Below are 13505 nucleotides of genomic sequence, written 5' to 3' on the forward strand. Positions count from 1 at the left end.
CATCCCAAGCACACTCAGTGCCTTGAAGATGGTCCCTTTATATTGTGTTTTAGTGCTGTATCCTTACGCCTCCTTAGCCACACCTTGCATAGATGATGCCGGCTCAACTGAGAAAGGAAGTCTCAGGCTGACTACGGAAGCGAGTAAAAACAGAATACCTGCCGTGAAATATACAACGACGATGGAGGTGGAAGCCATGAACATGCCTGTGCTTCCTGACCCAATCAGTAACATGGCGGTAAAGACCGGAGTCATGAGCCCGTTTAACCTTCCTACAAATTTCTCATCCACCTGCCGAATCATAACGGCCATCAAGGCGGTCTGGGCCATCGCCAGAAGCAAGCCTGTCAGGAAACGCATCGTTCCGGTCAGGCCCGGCCATATGGACAGTACCTCAACAAAAGTGGATATACCCAGAAAGGCAAGTCCGCTGAACAACAGAACAGAACCTTTCAACTTCCCGGCGATAATTGCAGCGATGACACCGCCGATGAGCATGCCAAAGCCTTCTAACGCTGTGAACCACTGTACGCTTGTCATATCCAGGTGAAGCCGTTCCGTAATGACAAAAATATCAAGCGGCTGAATTAATCCGGAACCCAGTGCCAGGATGACATAAACAACAAGCATCGTTTTAATCAACTGGCTCGTTCTGATATAGGAGAATCCTTCACGGAGCTCTTTCATAAACGAGCTATCGGATGACGCCTCCACACCTGTTGAATCGTCGATCGAAGACGGAATGAAACTGATTAGAATCGCCGACACACCGAATACCGCAAGCAAACTGAGGAGCGATGCCTCCAGCCCGAAAGTCTGGTAAATCGTCGTCCCTACAATCGGCCCCGCAATAATAAAGAGAGACATCATCGTCTGTGACAGCGCCGTTGCGGCCGGAACTTGTTCATCCGGTAAACAGCGTTTAATTATTTTCATTGAAGAGGGCTGCGAGAATTGGGACACCACCGCTGATATGAGTGTTACACCAAAGACGGCCTGCCAATATCCCGCCATAACGACAAACAAGACGAGGAGTATGGACAGAAAGCTGAGTATATCCCCCCAAAGCATCGTTCGCTTGGGACGCCAACGATCCGCCAGAACGCCTCCAATAATTGAAAAGATGAATATTGGAGCATATTGGATCACGGTCAACAGAGATACCGCAACCGGACTATTGCCGCTTTTCTCCATAATAAAGTACAGCAAAGCCATGTTACGAATCCAGATGCCGACATTTTGTAAAAGGTCAGACATCATCAGAAGAACAAACGAACGGTTCGTAATCAGATGTTTCATAGACATTTCCCCCTATAACAAAATTAAACCGACTGGTCGGTTTATATTAAATCGACGAAACAGTATACCCGCTCGTTTAAGCCGGATACTGTCCGCGACAATTACACTTAAACAATTAGAGACTATAGCTGGTTCAGCTATTGAACACTTTTCGCCCCCATCACCCCGTGGAGAAAGTAACCGACACCTTTACGGTACAATAAACGCAATTCTTCAGTAGAGCGTTCATATAGAGAAGTGGAAAGTCCGTCCAGCATCGATGCAAAAATAACTGAAATTTCATCAACATCATTTTCTGGCAAAAATCCCTCTTTAGCACCCTCCAGAAAAATTTCACGATACAGCTTCCGTGGTCCTAGCACAATGGTAAGAATCTGATCCAACAGACTCTTATTATCCGGATTGCTGATATAAAATTCCTCTCCTACCTTTGCGAGCGGGTTCTGAAAGTCATCCACCATATGTACCGCAATACCGTATAATTTCTCCTCAAAGCTCGTAAAACTGCTTTGTTTCTCTGTCCAAGCATCCATCCACTCCCGGTTCTGCCGTGCGAGAAGCTGAAGAAAGAGCTCTTCTTTGCTTTCAAAGTGATAGTAGATGCTTCCTTTACTGACACCAATGTAACGGACAAGCTCATCCATAGAGGTCGCAGCATATCCGCGCTGGATAAACAGTTCTTTCGCTTTGTCGAGGATCAGGTCGCGTTTTCTGAGTGCTTTATCGGTAGTCAATGCAAACCCTCCCTTACAAGAAAACAGTCACTTCTTCAATTTAAAAAGGTATCTATTTATACTGAAATAATCAATACCCATCAAATATTTATACCCTCTCACCAAAAAACCGACTGTACGGTTTAATTCTAAAGGAAATGTGTTTGGATGTAAAGAGACACCCTCCCCATAGTTTTACCTAAAATAAGGATGCCGTATATCTGGCATCCTTATTCATACGTTTATGATCGATATCGTTTAACCAAAAAAGTCGTCTTATTCAATGGTCCACACAGCTTCTCCATCCTTTAACGGAATCATATATGTCAGCTTGAGACCCTTGACCTCCTTACTTACCTCGTATGGGATCTCTCCCTGCAGTTTATCACCCGGGGCGAGCTTGCCGTCCAAGCTTTGCTTAATATCGGAAGTGACAACAGGCATATACATCTCACCGCTGTCATCAGACAAACTGAACGAAAGAGCCGAGGAAACAACCAGTTCCTCATCTCCCGTGTTCTCCACGCTTATATCAAGAACTTTCAGAACGTTGCCTTCCTGAGGCTTCAGGTAATCATCGCCATTCGACTCCCTGACGGAATGAACGGTAACGATCATACCGTGATAGTCAAGTGCTTCTCCGATGCTTGCAGGCTGATCTGAAGGAGCCTTGGCAACCGTCTCCTTGGAAGCTTCCTCAGAGTCCTCCACCTTCTCTACCGCCTCACTTTCCGGCTTGCTTTCCAATTCACTTCCAGCCTCTGTCCCCTGATTCTGTACTACTGTGGTTGTGAGTGTCTCCCTAAATTGTTCTTTATCATTGGTGCATGCAGCGGTCAGCAGCAGACCGCAAAATGCTACAGTTAAGATCACTATTTTACGGGTAGTCATCGTCTCTCATCCTCCATATTCAAATTCTGTTCTCTTCTCTAACATGGATTAATTCGCCATAAACTTCCATAATCCTGCCAATTATACAAAAAAGCCCCCCTTGCAAGGAGGCTCCATCAAACGTAAACAGAAATATTCTATTGCTTCAACATGCTTATGCGTGAACCGGCTGTCCTGCCTTCACCTCAGGCAATGCCGCGAGTCCTACAGTATTCAGGAAGTTCCAAGGCTTGTTGTAATGCGGCTGGAAGAAGAAGTCGATAAATGCAAGCTGGTCTATCGTCATCCCGTTCTGGATACATACCGACAAAGTGTTTATGGATTGGGTCAGATCCACTTCGGATATGATCTGCGCACCCAACATCCGGCGGCTGTCTTTTTCAAAGACAACCTTCAGGGTTACCGATTCAAAAGTCGGCATAAATTCGGGACGGTAATGATCGGTAATGGTGACCGTGTCCACATTCATTTTTTCACCTGCACAAGCTCCTTCGGTCAATCCCGTGGAAGCAATGTTGTGTTCGTAAATTTTCAAACCAGAGGTTCCTTGGGTTCCCATGTATTCTGTCGTCGGCTGTACAAGATTGCGCGCTACCAAGGTCCCCATCCGGACGGCATTCGTTGCCAGAGGGATATAGGCCGTCTTCCCTGTTGGATTATAATGTATGGAGCAGCTATCTCCAGCGGCAAAAACGTCTTTTTTGCTAGTCTGCATATATTTGTCTACAATAATCGCTCCATTCGGGAGCATATCCACCTGACCCTTCAGCAGTTCCGTGTTCGGGCGGAAGCCAATGCAGAGAATGACCAAATCGGTTTGTATTTCCCCTTTATCCGTAATGACACGGCTGACTTTTCCGTCTTGCCCCTGGAATGATTGAACTGTCTGATTCAGTGCCAACTCTATGCCCTTTTTCCGGAATGACTCCTCAATTTTCCCGCTGAACTCAGGATCCAAATATTTATTAAGAATCCGCTCCTCACTGTCAATCAGCGTCACCTGTTTGCCGTTCATCTCGAAGGCTTCTACAAGTTCGACACCGATGTAGCCTGCACCCACTACTGTAATATGCTTGGCATGCTTCGCTTTTTCAATAATGGTATTGGAATGGTTGTAGTTTTTGCAGAGCAATATATTATCAAGATCAATTCCATCCAGCTTCGGAACAATCGGCCAGGAACCGGTCGTAACAATCAGTTTGTCAAAAGAATCCTCAAAGCTTTCACCCGTCACAGTATTACGGACCTTCATTGTCTTGGAATCCGTGTCCACAGATATAACTTCATGAAGCATCTTGGTGTTCACACCAAGCTCACTTAGCTTATCCGGCGAAGAATAAAACAATCCGTCCGGATCTTTAACGACACCTCCTACATAAAGAGCAATACCGCAGGACAAAAAGGAAATATTATCATTACGCTCATAAACGGTAATTTCGGCATCAGGATAAAGCTTGGCTGTGTTGACAATGGCTGCCGTTCCGGCATGTGTACATCCGATAACTGCTACTTTCATGGGTAGGTTCCTCCTCAGAATAAATCTTTATTTGTTTAAGATGGTCTGTTTGGTACAGAATCATGCTTGATCTATTGTGAATTATTTCACCTTTGATTAGTCTTTATTCTAGTGTGATTTATTTCACATTGCAATAGGCATGTCGCAATCGTCATACTTTGTTCACAATTTCACATACTATATGTGAAGTGACGTCTTGACAATATATAGGATAATATTGGATTTTTTTATCCCAGAACATGAACGCTCTAATGCCACTTGCACGCCACACCGTGCGATGGAACCTCGGGCATTGCCCAGTTTCACTCACTCGCATGCTGTTCTGTAGCAAGCAAAAAACCACCGGATACAGGCTGCAAGGCCTGTTCCGGTGGTTCTTGTATTAATGATGTGCAGCAAGCGTACGCAGCTAGTCCTTACCCAAGCAGTGTCTCGATCGCTTCTTTCATCACTTCAGGCGATTCTTTCGGTTCAAAGCGCTGAACTACTTTCCCATTACGGTCCACCAGAAATTTCGTAAAATTCCATACGATTTCACCATCGGGTGTGTCACCCGGCTGCTCATTTTTCAAATGCCGGAACAGCGGATGGGCTTGTTCACCATTCACGTCCACTTTGGCGAATACTGGGAATGTTACACCATAATTCAGCTGGCAGAACGATGCTGCCTCTTCACTCGTACCGGGCTCTTGTCCACCAAACTGATTGCACGGAAACCCCAGAATCTCAAGGCCTTGATCGCTATACTGGTCGTACAATTTCTGAAGCTCTCCATATTGCGGTGTCAGTCCGCATTTACTGGCTGTATTAGCAATAAGCAAAACCTTACCTTTGTAATCCTCCAAAGAAACATTGCGTCCTGCCGAATTTGATGCATTCAATTCGTAAAGAGTCAAATCCATTCCCTCCCCTTCGTTTAGAGGACAAGGCTCCTGTATTTGGAAACTTGGGAACCTTTATCATCTCTTGCTAACCATCATACCGAAAACGATATCTTAAAAACAAATACCAGAATCAGAAAAACATCAGATAAGAATGCAGTATACTCCGAAGTTTATACTTTCTTATTCTCTTAAAAAATCCCTCCCCGGTCTCAACCGGAGAAGGATTAAGCAATTCTAATGATTAATGTGCAGTTCCACCTTGAGCCAGTTTCAGCAGCAGATGAGCCAGATTATGCTGTTCCTCCTGCGTTCCGACTTTCCACAGCTCCTGCAAAAGCTTTTCTTCACTGTTGCGGGGTTCTTCGTTCGTTGCCAAATATCCAGCCACTTTCTCGGCAGCTTGTGCCAGCTGTTCCTCGTTCAGGCCGATACTTTGCGCAAGTTGAATACGTTTGTGTAAATACGATTTGAAAGAATCGAAATCATTTAATATCCGATCCTTCTCCCCATCGTCAATCCGGTTTATTGCGTCATCCATCTTACTCATATCCAGTTCGCCGTCTTTTTTCACTACATGATTATGTTCAGACATGGTAACGCCTCCTAATTTTTGACTATGGTAACGTATTTTAATTAACCTGCTATGCCAAGCTTGAATCAAGGTTTACACGTATATGCCTACTTATTAACGGTTTCTGCCCCGCCGTCCGCCGCCCTGACTTCTTCCTCCCTGACGGCTGTTAAAGCTGCCACGATCCGGTCCGTTCGAGCTGCGCCCGCCAGAAGCTCTGCCTCTGCCTGCGTCCTCCGATTTACGGGCTGAGCCAGTTCCGCTCTGACTCCGGCTGCCTTGTCCTCTGCCAGCGTCCGGTCCGCCTTGACCCTGACCTCGGAATCCACCAGCACCCCGGTCCATACCATACTGCCCGCGGCCCCCAGATGTGCCGCGATCTGGGCTGCTTTGGCCTCGGTTACCCGGGTTCTTCCGCGCGCTGCCGGTACCGCCCGACAATTCATTCCGGCCGCCCCGCCCTTCTTGAGCACGGCTGGCATTACCGCCACGTCCTCCGGCATCCGGACGTCTGCGTCCCTCACTCCGATCATAATCCCGTAAAGCCGATATATCCCGGCCCTTACGACCACTGCCGCCACGGTCAGACGTTGAACGATCCCGATCACGGGATGATCCGCTACCCGTTCTCCGTGGTTTATCTTTATCCAGACTACCCTTAGGGGAGGCTTCTCGCATTTCACCGCTCTGTCCATCCCATCGTGTACGTTTTAACCGCATCGATATACCATGCTCGATGCGCTCGAGATCACCGCTGTCCTTCGGAGCCGCAAACGTCACGGCGACACCGCTGCCACCCGCGCGCCCCGTACGGCCAATCCGGTGGATGTAACTCTCAACATCATGAGGCATATCATAGTTAAACACATGGGTGACACCTTCCACATCCAAGCCCCGTGCCGCAACATCGGTTGCCACCAGAAGTTGAAGCTTCGCTTCACGAAACCGCTTCATGACGGCTTCACGCTTCGCCTGTGACAAATCACCATGCAGCTCGTCCGATTCATAGCCATGAGCCAAAAGCGCTTCGTTCAGTGTCGTCGCCCGGCGCTTCGTCCGGCAAAAAATAATCGCCAGAAACGGTCGGTATTGTTCAATCATGCCTCGGAGCGCATCCTGCTTCGCCCGATCGCTGCACTCTACGACAACCTGCTTGATCTGCTCCAGCGGGATCGGGGAAGTACCTTTTACAACGATGTCCACCGGCTGATTCATATAATTTCCAGCCAGCTGCTTTACACCTGCCGGCATCGTCGCTGAGAAGAGCATCGTCTGACGGCGATACGGCAAAGCCGCAATAACGGCCTCAACTTCATCCAGAAAGCCCATATGCAGCATTTGGTCAGCTTCATCCAATACGAGCTGTTTGACACCGCCAAGCTCAAGTGTGCCCCGGCGCAAATGATCCAGCAGCCTTCCTGGCGTGCCGATGATAAGATGGCGCCCGCCCTCCAGTTTACGCAGCTGTTTCTCCACATCCTGGCCGCCATATACAGCCAGTATCTTAACTCCGTCCTGCACACCTGAAGTAAGCTTCCGCGCTTCCTCCGTAATTTGCAATGCGAGTTCACGTGTCGGAGCCACAATCAGTGCCTGCGGATACGAGCGCTTCGGGTCGATACGCTGCAGAATCGGCAGCATAAAAGCCAGCGTTTTGCCTGTCCCGGTACGTGCACGGGCAATGACATCTTTTCCATCCAGCAGCAGCGGAATGCTCTCCAGCTGTACCGGCGTCGGCACGGTAATTCCTTGTTCTTTTAACGTGCGTACCATTTGTTCGTCTATGCCCAGTTGTTGAAAGTTCGGCAAACGTTCCACCTCATTTATATTATTTCCCGGTATAATCCGGATTCATTAGAATGACATTCGGAAAGAAACTGACAAATGTTCCTCTCTCTGGTAATGTCAATATGTAGCTCACTTATTTCGTTCAAGGAGGTCCAGGTATGAATGCACTTGAGCTTACACTAGCCTTCTTTGTACTGATGGTGCTGTTCGGTATTATGAATATAACCATCAATTATATTACAAGGCGCGATGGTGAAGAGCCTGTCCCCCTGCGGGTGAAATTGTGGCTCATTCCCGTGCTGTCTGTATTTATTATCGTACCGATTGCACTATTTTCTGCTCTGTTTACAATCATTTTTCAAATGGACGGTGACTACCGTCAAGTGCTATCTTATGAAAGCCTGGGGAGCCTGTTCAGCTTTTCTCTGATTATTCTGCTCGGATTTCTTCTGTTCGAGAGTCTCATCCATCCCATCAGCATTGCCTTGCTAAGGCTGTGGGTGCGACGAGATGTATCCGTGTACGCTAAACAATCGGTCACAATCATCACGGACACATTCATCCTATACTTCATCTCGTTACTCATTCCTGGCGTTCATATCGGTGGACTGCTTGAGGCTCTTTCAGTCGCAGTATTCTACCATATTATCGAATGGGTGCTTATGGGTGTCCAGACATGGATTCAACACCGCAAGCGAACCCGTTCCATACAATCTTCCCGGCTAGAACCTTCCCGATTTGAAAATAGCGTACAGCAGCCACACCACCATGAGTAATGCCACGACAAATCCGATCTCAATCGCTGGAAAGCTCCACAGCATCGTCGGCTGTCGGCTTAAGGATGCGCCGATGATCAATCCGACCATGATAATGCTAAAAGCCAAGAGCGCGACACTAAACGACAATCGGTTGCTGATCTGATCCAGCTTGCGCATTAGCTGCTGCAGCTCTGGCACACTGATCTCCACCTTCAGCTTTCCCTTGCTGATTAGTGCCGACAACTGTTTGGCTTGTCCAGGCAAGTCCAACAAACTCTCCGCAAGATTGGTAACACCGTCCAGCACTTTACGGCCGATTCGCCGGGAATTGAATCGTTCCTTCAACAGTTTCCTTCCGAACGGTTCAGCCATATCAATAATGCTGACCTCAGGGTCAAGATGCTCAATAACACCTTCAAGTGTCAGCATCGCTTTTCCCATCAGTGTCAGATCCGGGGGCAATGCAATCCGGTGACGCTGGGTCACCCCAAACAGATCACTCAGCGCCTTACCAACACGCACCTGTGCAAAAGGCACATCATAATACTCATTTCTCAACCGTTCCAGATCGGCCCTTAGATGTTCAAGGTCACAGTCTTCCGGTACGATTCCCATCCGAAGAACCGCACGGATCATGCCCTCCGTATTCCGCCTCATCAGCGCAATAACGAGCCCCGACAGATGATCCTTCATATCCTCGCTCAAATGGCCGACAAGGCCGAAATCCAAAAATATCAGCTTTCCATCTTCCTTCACCAGCAAATTGCCGGGATGAGGGTCGGCATGGAAGAAGCCTTCGATAAATATCTGATGGAGCATTCCCTCAATTAAATGCTCGGCAGCGGCCTTCAGGTCGTATCCCTTGTCTGCCAGCTCCTTACTGCGGCTTAGTGTAATACCTTCCACATATTCCATCATCAGCACACGGGATGTCGTGTATTCCCAGTAAATAGCCGGAACTCCAATGACTTTACTGTCACTGAACTGGGCTGCAATCTTCTCCGCATTCCTCGCTTCATGACTATAGTCCATTTCCGTCATCACGGCACGGGTAAATTCATCCACCATCCGGTCCACCCGGTACTGCTTTACCCAATCCCAATGCTTCTCAGCCAATGAGACGATATCCTTCAGAATTTCAAGGTCTCTTCCGATCATATTCTCGACCCCGGGACGCTGGACCTTGATCGCTACCGCTTCTCCACTCATCAACCTCCCGGCATGCACCTGACCAATCGAAGCTGCAGCAAGCGGGCGGTCCTCAAATGATTGAAGCACCTGGTCAATAGGCGTACCCCATTCTTGTTCAATCAGGGCTCTGGCACTTTCTGAGGAGAAGGGGGGAACACGCTCCTGCAGCTTCACCAATTCCTGGATGATATGGTCAGGAAGCAAATCTGAGCGTGTGCTGGCCAATTGGCCGAATTTAATGAAGGCCGGGCCGAGATCTTCGAGGACCCTTCGGATCCTCTCTCCCAGCTTGATGCTCTGCGGCTCCTCCCGTGATATCCACTTTACAGGGAGGGAGAGAATATGGAACAGCCCCATCTCCTCCACCATATAGCCAAAGCCATGACGCATAAGCGCCATGGCGATTTCCCGGTAACGGCCGGCATGCCTAATTCGGACAGCCATTTATTCGGACCGTGTCCCTTCCAGCTCTGCAACTTTCATCTCCAGAGCCGTGATGCGCTGTTCCAGGCTGGCAACATCGTTCTCTGAAGGGACATCCAGTTCGGACAGAACCCGTTTCACTTGGTCATAAATAATTGATTTGATCTGAGACTGCTCTTCCTCGCCCCGCTCAATGAGTCGGTTTACTAGCGCTTTGGATTCATCGGGAGCCAGTTCTCCCCTTTTGACCAAATCATCTACAATTTTTTCTACTTTTTCCTTGCTGACTACGGTAAGGCCTAATCCTAACGAGATTGCTTTCTTAAAAAGATCACTCATCGCTTTTCCCTCCCGATCGTTGTCTTTGTCGCATTGAAATCATTATAACCTGAATACATGCAAGAAAAAACGGTCACACGTCCATCATTGCCGAAAAGGTCCTTATTAACCCTTGCTTATGATTGTTTATCCTGGAAACCGCGACGCCCACTTTGCAGCCTGCGTGATCATAGATCTTACCGAAGGCTGCAAGAACGACGGCTCGTGATGGCCCGGCATCAGAAACACAACTCTTCCAATTCCGTAAGTGTGGCACCAGGCCGCTGGCCAAAAATCGCCCTCATATTCATACTGAAGCAGCACCGTTTTATCCGTAAACGGATCGAATATGAACCGGTATGGTTCTTCTTCAAGCTCAAACGGATCGATGCCCTGCATAATGTCATGACCCGGGGCAGCCGGTGTAAAAGATAACTTCTGAATCGGCGGATGGCCGTCGAAGCGACCACCGATTAGTTGGGCCAATTCATAACGGTTTGCCAGTGTAATGCCATTATGCAGTACCAGCAGTCCGCCGCCTCCGCTCACATACGAAAGCAGACCCGCCGTCTGCTGAGGTGATACCTTCTCATCCCACAAATCGCTATAAGCAATGCAAAGATCATAGGGATACAGATTGCTTTCCTTTAGCATTTTATGATTTTCGGTACACTGTACCGTGAACATATCATTGAGTAGATGAGAAATTTGCGTGTCTATTCCTTGCAACGGATGAAATTTAGGGTGCGTGTAGCTACCAATTAATAGTGCTTTTCTTCTTTCCATTCTTTAAATCCTCCTTACATTATGATATTAGCCGCTTTGCTACTATGGCAGCGTTGGTCTGTTCACATCGAGATCAAGGGGCTTAGTACCAATTTTCCCGTTCTGCGCTGAGCATAATCATAGCCGTCAAGAAGAAATCGACGCCCCAGCGAAATATCGTCCCAACTCAACCATCATGCTGCCCATTCGTTCTTCTTCCGGCACCACTTTCACTTCAATGCCTTCCTCTCTCAGGCCCTGAGCCGTGACTTTGCCAACAGCCGCTGCGGTAACCTTGCCGCTGAAAGCTTGTACAAGCTCCTCGAACTTGCCCTGACTGCGGGCAAACTCCGACAGAAATCGGAACTGCGGCGCGCTGGTGAAGGCAACCGCATCAACTTTACCTTCAATAATTTCATTCATCAGCAGCTCAAGATCCTGCTCTTCTGGAGGGATATGCTTGTATGGCAAGATCTGAACGATCTCGGCTCCTCTTTCCTGCAGCCATGATACCAGCTTCGGTGCCGATTCACCGTGCAGCTGCAGCATAACACGTTTTTCGGTCAAATCATGGGATTCAAATGAGCGAATCAAACCCGCTGTGCTGCCATCATCGTCTCTTACAACCGGCACAAGCCCGTGTTTTTTCAAAGCGTTTACTGTCTTGTACCCTCTTGCGGCAATCGGTGTACCTTCTATGATCTCAAGTAATCTGTCGGACACTTCCATCTGTTCCGCTGCCGCCATAATGGCCTCAAAGCCGATCCCCGTTGTGAACACATTCCAGGCCGGAGGCTCGCTCACCCAAGCTGTAATAGACTCTCTCAGTGCCTCATCATCCAGAAAAACTGTTCCCTGCGCTGGACGCAGCACAGGTGTTCCGCCCATTTTCTCCACCAATTTCGCCATGTCCGATGCCTTGCGGGGGCCCGCCAATGCAATGACTTTCCCCTTCATATATTGAGCCATAATTTCGCCTCCCGTTCTTCTCTTCCCTCTTATCTGCTATGTTTTGTTATTTTAATACAGTATACTTGCCCTGCCCGTTTATATAAAGACACTTTGGTCTTATTTACGTTATCATCCATAGATCCGCCAACAAAAAAAAGAGAGAAGTCAATCCGCCAAGCGGTATCCGACTCCTCTAACTGTTGCGATATAGCGCGGTGAGCCCGCATTATCATTAAGCTTTTTCCGCAGACTTTTAATATGAACATCGACCACATTGCTGCCCCCAAGAAAATCGGTATCCCAGATTTCACTCATCAGCTCTTCACGGGTGCGGACAGCACCCTCACTGTCCATGAGAAGGATAAACAGACTATATTCTGTCTTTGTCAAATGTATAGGTGTTTGTCCTCTCTGTACGATCATTTTGTCCCGGTCGATCCATAAATCCTTATACTTATTCAGGCTGACATCCGTAAGATCTCCAGAGGGAGATGCCGACATGGAATGCACCCGAATGGCTCGCTGAACCTGATACAGCAGCGCTTCCTTGGAACGTGGAGGCCACACCATAAGCTCTTCCTGTAGCAGTCTGCCGCCTGCCCGGCTCATGAGCTCTTCGCTCACGAGATACATCACCGGAACATTCAGACGGTCTGCCAATGGAATCAGCAGATTCCGCTCACCTTCAAATTCCACCATATCTCTACATGCTGTCATATCCACCAAAATCAAACCCGTATTGAGTGCGGACTGCAATAGCGGCTCCCACCGCCGCATCACCATGACGTCAAAGCAGTTCTCCGACAAGGTCCGGACCAGCTCATGTACACGGCCGGGGGAACGGCTGATCATGGCCGCCCGGAATAAAGACACCGGACATGTTTCTCCTGTCGGCTCCTCCGGAACAAGTCGGCTATATGGATTCCCTGCCTGCCATCCCTCCATCGGATATATATCGTTCAATCTTTCAATTATTTCTTCCGCTTGATTTGACACTCCGGACACACCCCCCCAAACACTACGTGAGCGTGATTTACATCGTACCCCGTTTCTTCCGAGACGGTTTCGGCCCAGTCCTTGGGAACTTTGGTCATGACCTCATCCACTTTGCCGCAGACCTCACACATAATATGCTGATGCTCATCGGTACGGGCATCATAGCGGCTCGCACTTTCACCAAGCTTCAATTCCCGGATAAGCTGCTTATCCGTCAAATAGCGAAGTGAGTTGTACACCGTACCGTATGCCAAATTATTACCTTTCTCCATTAGCCGATTCATGATGTCCGCGGCAGTAGGATGATCCTCTGACTGCTTAATCACATCGTAAACTGCTTGACGCTGTGTCGTTAAATTTAATGATTTCAAGGTATTCACCCTTTTAATTTATTTTTAGATCAAGTATAAATCTTAATCCTTCTAAGGTCAATCATACCCG

General features: G+C 48.2%; 14 protein-coding genes. 1 reads left to right on the top strand and 13 read right to left on the bottom strand.

From position 1 onward, the window contains the following. Positions 1–63: 63 nt before the first annotated feature. The 7 genes from MNQ98_RS27750 to MNQ98_RS27780 form a co-directional block, all read right to left on the bottom strand. A complete protein-coding gene (locus MNQ98_RS27750) occupies positions 64–1299 on the bottom strand; it encodes an MFS transporter (protein ID WP_241931057.1) in 1236 nt (411 codons plus the stop codon). A gap of 137 nt (positions 1300–1436) precedes the next feature. Next, positions 1437–2033 carry a TetR/AcrR family transcriptional regulator gene (locus tag MNQ98_RS27755; protein WP_241931058.1) on the bottom strand — a complete coding sequence of 199 codons (597 nt, stop codon included), beginning with the start codon at positions 2031–2033 and terminating at the stop codon, positions 1437–1439. 255 nt (positions 2034–2288) lie between these two features. Further along, positions 2289–2903, bottom strand: a complete 615-nt coding sequence (locus MNQ98_RS27760) for a DUF4352 domain-containing protein (protein WP_241931059.1) — start codon at positions 2901–2903, stop codon at positions 2289–2291. A 154-nt stretch (positions 2904–3057) separates the two neighbouring features. Beyond that, positions 3058–4419 (bottom strand): FAD-dependent oxidoreductase, encoded by a 1362-nt coding sequence (locus MNQ98_RS27765; RefSeq protein WP_241931060.1) that lies wholly within the window; start codon positions 4417–4419, stop codon positions 3058–3060. Positions 4420–4835: 416 nt separating this feature from the next. Then, entirely contained in the window at positions 4836–5315 is a 480-nt protein-coding gene (locus tag MNQ98_RS27770; RefSeq protein ID WP_241931061.1) for a glutathione peroxidase, read from the bottom strand. A 229-nt stretch (positions 5316–5544) separates the two neighbouring features. Further along, on the bottom strand, positions 5545–5895 hold the full coding sequence (locus tag MNQ98_RS27775; RefSeq protein ID WP_241931062.1) for a DUF3243 domain-containing protein: 351 nt from the start codon (positions 5893–5895) through the stop codon (positions 5545–5547). A gap of 93 nt (positions 5896–5988) precedes the next feature. Continuing rightward, positions 5989–7683: a DEAD/DEAH box helicase gene (locus MNQ98_RS27780; protein WP_241931063.1), complete on the bottom strand. Its 1695-nt coding sequence runs from the start codon at positions 7681–7683 to the stop codon at positions 5989–5991. Between the two features lie 137 nt (positions 7684–7820). Here MNQ98_RS27780 and MNQ98_RS27785 point away from each other — a divergent pair, with 137 nt between their 5' ends. Further along, positions 7821–8438, top strand: coding sequence for a hypothetical protein (locus MNQ98_RS27785; RefSeq protein ID WP_241931064.1), 618 nt, complete (start codon positions 7821–7823; stop codon positions 8436–8438). Here the strand turns inward: MNQ98_RS27785 and MNQ98_RS27790 are convergent. The 6 genes from MNQ98_RS27790 to MNQ98_RS27815 form a co-directional block, all read right to left on the bottom strand. Then, on the bottom strand, positions 8385–10055 hold the full coding sequence (locus tag MNQ98_RS27790) for an ABC1 kinase family protein (protein ID WP_241931065.1): 1671 nt from the start codon (positions 10053–10055) through the stop codon (positions 8385–8387). The two genes, MNQ98_RS27785 and MNQ98_RS27790, sit on opposite strands and share 54 nt — an antisense overlap. After that, a complete protein-coding gene (locus tag MNQ98_RS27795) occupies positions 10056–10373 on the bottom strand; it encodes a phasin family protein (protein ID WP_208917396.1) in 318 nt (105 codons plus the stop codon). Positions 10374–10499: 126 nt separating this feature from the next. Further along, positions 10500–11138 carry a ThuA domain-containing protein gene (locus tag MNQ98_RS27800; RefSeq protein WP_241931066.1) on the bottom strand — a complete coding sequence of 213 codons (639 nt, stop codon included), beginning with the start codon at positions 11136–11138 and terminating at the stop codon, positions 10500–10502. 126 nt (positions 11139–11264) lie between these two features. Beyond that, positions 11265–12086, bottom strand: coding sequence for a uroporphyrinogen-III synthase (locus MNQ98_RS27805; protein WP_241931067.1), 822 nt, complete (start codon positions 12084–12086; stop codon positions 11265–11267). Between the two features lie 147 nt (positions 12087–12233). Further along, positions 12234–13064: a winged helix-turn-helix domain-containing protein gene (locus MNQ98_RS27810; protein WP_241931068.1), complete on the bottom strand. Its 831-nt coding sequence runs from the start codon at positions 13062–13064 to the stop codon at positions 12234–12236. Next, positions 13040–13435 (bottom strand): Fur family transcriptional regulator, encoded by a 396-nt coding sequence (locus MNQ98_RS27815; protein ID WP_241931069.1) that lies wholly within the window; start codon positions 13433–13435, stop codon positions 13040–13042. The genes MNQ98_RS27810 and MNQ98_RS27815 overlap by 25 nt, the downstream gene beginning before the upstream one ends. Positions 13436–13505: the final 70 nt, after the last annotated feature.

The sequence above is a fragment of the Paenibacillus sp. N3/727 genome (genome assembly GCF_022637315.1).
GTDB classification, from domain to species: domain Bacteria; phylum Bacillota; class Bacilli; order Paenibacillales; family Paenibacillaceae; genus Paenibacillus_AQ; species Paenibacillus_AQ uliginis.

What these genes read in the sequence shown, in the direction of transcription:
- MNQ98_RS27750 (WP_241931057.1), bottom strand. Translation starts at nt 1,299, where the DNA reads ATGAAACATCTGATTACGAACCGTTCGTTTGTTCTTCTGATGATGTCT.
- MNQ98_RS27760 (WP_241931059.1), bottom strand. Translation starts at nt 2,903, where the DNA reads ATGACTACCCGTAAAATAGTGATCTTAACTGTAGCATTTTGCGGTCTG.
- MNQ98_RS27765 (WP_241931060.1), bottom strand. Translation starts at nt 4,419, where the DNA reads ATGAAAGTAGCAGTTATCGGATGTACACATGCCGGAACGGCAGCCATT.
- MNQ98_RS27775 (WP_241931062.1), bottom strand. Translation starts at nt 5,895, where the DNA reads ATGTCTGAACATAATCATGTAGTGAAAAAAGACGGCGAACTGGATATG.
- MNQ98_RS27785 (WP_241931064.1), top strand. Translation starts at nt 7,821, where the DNA reads ATGAATGCACTTGAGCTTACACTAGCCTTCTTTGTACTGATGGTGCTG.
- MNQ98_RS27790 (WP_241931065.1), bottom strand. Translation starts at nt 10,055, where the DNA reads ATGGCTGTCCGAATTAGGCATGCCGGCCGTTACCGGGAAATCGCCATG.
- MNQ98_RS27795 (WP_208917396.1), bottom strand. Translation starts at nt 10,373, where the DNA reads ATGAGTGATCTTTTTAAGAAAGCAATCTCGTTAGGATTAGGCCTTACC.
- MNQ98_RS27800 (WP_241931066.1), bottom strand. Translation starts at nt 11,138, where the DNA reads ATGGAAAGAAGAAAAGCACTATTAATTGGTAGCTACACGCACCCTAAA.
- MNQ98_RS27805 (WP_241931067.1), bottom strand. Translation starts at nt 12,086, where the DNA reads ATGGCTCAATATATGAAGGGGAAAGTCATTGCATTGGCGGGCCCCCGC.